Source organism: Dorea sp. 210702-DFI.3.125, from assembly GCF_020560945.1.
Lineage (GTDB): Bacteria > Bacillota > Clostridia > Lachnospirales > Lachnospiraceae > Dorea > Dorea formicigenerans.
Map to the genome: position 1 here is coordinate 1 of NZ_JAJCNF010000061.1, position 2,700 is coordinate 2,700.

Consider the following 2,700-nt stretch of genomic DNA (forward strand, 5'->3'; position numbering starts at 1 on the left):
AATGAATAGTGTAATTAAAGGAGCAAGTTATGTCTTAGCACATACTCCTGACATGGTTTTATATAATGGAACAACTCAGACAACAGAGAGAATCGTAAATCCAGATTCAGAGTACTTAAAAGAGGTGCCAGAGCATCTTCGTTCATATGAGGATTGTGTAGCTTACTGGCCAAACCAGACATACATCGGAAATGTACATCCGGATGAGCTGGCACAGGTAGAGGCTCCATGGTATGACAAGAAGATGGAGAATGCAAGCCGTTATGGAAAATACGGTGAGATCATGCCTGAGGAAGAGTTCTTATTCCTGGTACAGATCAGTGACCAGTTTGAAGTTGTAAAACTGGAGAAGAACTTCGTAGAGAAGTACAAAGGTCAGTTTGCAGCAAACCCAATCATTACAGAAGATATTTCATCCCAGATCGAAGACGGTGTAGAGCTTTCCGAGATCGAGGGATATGTAAATGATGAGCACGCAGAGGCACTTTACTTCAACCACGAGCTGGTTGGATGTGTAAAACGTGCACATGATATCGATCAGAACTTAAGCGCACACGTAATGCACGAGAACTTAATGAGTAAAGCAACAAGTGTACTTGCTCTTCTTTATGCAGTACGTAACGCAGGAATCGAAAAAGCAGATGTAGAGTATGTTATTGACTGTGCAGAGGAAGCATGTGGAGACATGAACCAGAGAGGTGGCGGTAACTTTGCAAAAGCTGCAGCAGAGGTTGCAGGACTTGTAAGCGCATCAGGATCAGACGCAAGAGGATTCTGTGCAGCACCGACACATGCACTGATCGAAGCAGCAGCATTAGTAAAATCCGGAGCATATAAGTGTGTAGCAGTAACAGCCGGAGGTTGTACAGCAAAACTTGGAATGAACGGAAAAGACCACATCAAGAAAGGTCTTCCAATCCTTGAGGACTGCCTTGGTGGATTCTGTGTAATCCTTGCAGAGAACGATGGAGTAAATCCGGAGATCGACCTTAGCATGCTTGGACGCCATAGTGTAGGAACAGGTTCCGCACCACAGAACGTAATCGGAAGTCTGGTAGCAGATCCGCTTGACAGAGCAGGAATGAAGATTACAGACATCGATAAATACTCACCAGAGATGCAGAATCCGGATATCACAAAACCGGCAGGAGCTGGAGATGTACCGCTTGCTAACTACAAGATGATCGCAGCCCTTGCAGTTAAGAGAGGAGAGCTCGACCGTAAAGAGATCGGAGAGTTCCCGGCAAAACACGGACTTACAGGATGGGCACCGACACAGGGACATATCCCATCAGGAGTACCATATGTAGGAGTTGCAAGAGAGGACATTCTGGAAGGAAAGATCAAGAATGCAATGATCATCGGAAAAGGAAGTCTGTTCCTTGGAAGAATGACAAACCTGTTCGATGGAGTATCTTTCGTGATCCATGGAAATACAAAGGCACAGGAAGAAGCTGCAGCCGGAGTATCTGAGGATGAAGTAAAGGGACTCATCGCTAAGGCAATGAAAGAATTCGCTGCTACTCTGATAGCAGAGTAAGGGGTGGTAAAGATGGCAAATGTAGAAAAGATGATCGCAGAAACATTCCTGGAGATGGCACAGGGTCTTGAGAGCGGAAGCTATGGAAAGAGACCAAAGATCGCATTAACCGGAATGGGAAGCGAACATGGAGAAGAGAATGCCATGAAAGCAGCCCTGATGGCAGCAAAAGATGGCGTTGATGTATATTATATCGGATCACTTGAGGCAGAGGGAGTTACAACAGTAAAAGTTGCAGATGACGAAGAAGGCCACAAGAAGATGGAAGAGATGCTTGCAAATGGAGAAGTAGACGGAGCAGTTACCATGCACTTTCCATTCCCAATCGGAGTATCTACAGTAGGACGAGTAGTGACACCGGCAAAGGGAAGAGAGATGTTTGTAGCAAATACAACAGGAACATCCAGTGCAGATCGTATCGAAGGTATGATCAAGAACACAATCTACGGAATCATTGCAGCAAAAACATGTGGAATTGCTAATCCAACAGTCGGAATCCTGAATGTAGACGGAGCACGTCAGACAGAGAAAGCTCTCAAAGAGCTTCAGGAGAACGGATATGATATCACATTCGCAGAGTCTGCAAGAGCAGACGGTGGATGCGTCATGAGAGGAAATGACGTACTTCAGGGAACACCGGATATCATGGTAACAGATTCCCTGACAGGAAACATCATGGTAAAAATGCTTTCATCCGCAGCAACAGGCGGAAGCTTTGAAGCAACTGGATACGGATACGGACCAGGAATCGGCGAAGGATATGAGCAGTTAGTCATGATCGTATCAAGAGCCAGCGGAGCACCTGTTATTGCAGGAGCAATCCGTTATGCAGCACAGCTTGTAAGAAACAAAGTATTTGAGGTAGCAAAAGCAGAATTTGCAGCAGCAAAGAAAGCAGGCTTAAAAGAGATCCTGGATGCAAGAAAAGCAGCAGCAAAACCGGCTGCAGCAGAGGAGGATGTAAAAGAGCCGCCGAAGGAGATCGTAACAGCACAGATCGCAGGAATCGAAGTAATGGATCTTGAGGATGCCGTAAAAGCATTATGGAAGATCAATATTTATGCAGAGAGCGGAATGGGTTGTACAGGACCGATCATTCGTGTATCAGATGCAAACCTTGAGAAAGCTCATGAAGAGCTTAAGAAAGCCGGATACATTAA

The 2,700-nt window shown here is 45.5% G+C and carries 2 protein-coding genes; both read left to right on the top strand.

The genetic code is table 11. The annotated features are described in order from the left end of the window. Position 1: 1 nt before the first annotated feature. Positions 2-1,540 carry a glycine/sarcosine/betaine reductase complex component C subunit beta gene (gene grdC / locus LI164_RS15470; protein ID WP_117495906.1) on the top strand — a complete coding sequence of 513 codons (1,539 nt, stop codon included), beginning with the start codon at positions 2-4 and terminating at the stop codon, positions 1,538-1,540. Positions 1,541-1,552: 12 nt separating this feature from the next. After that, on the top strand, positions 1,553-2,700 hold a 1,148-nt coding region (grdD, locus tag LI164_RS15475; RefSeq protein WP_227087368.1), incomplete at its 3' end, for a glycine/sarcosine/betaine reductase complex component C subunit alpha.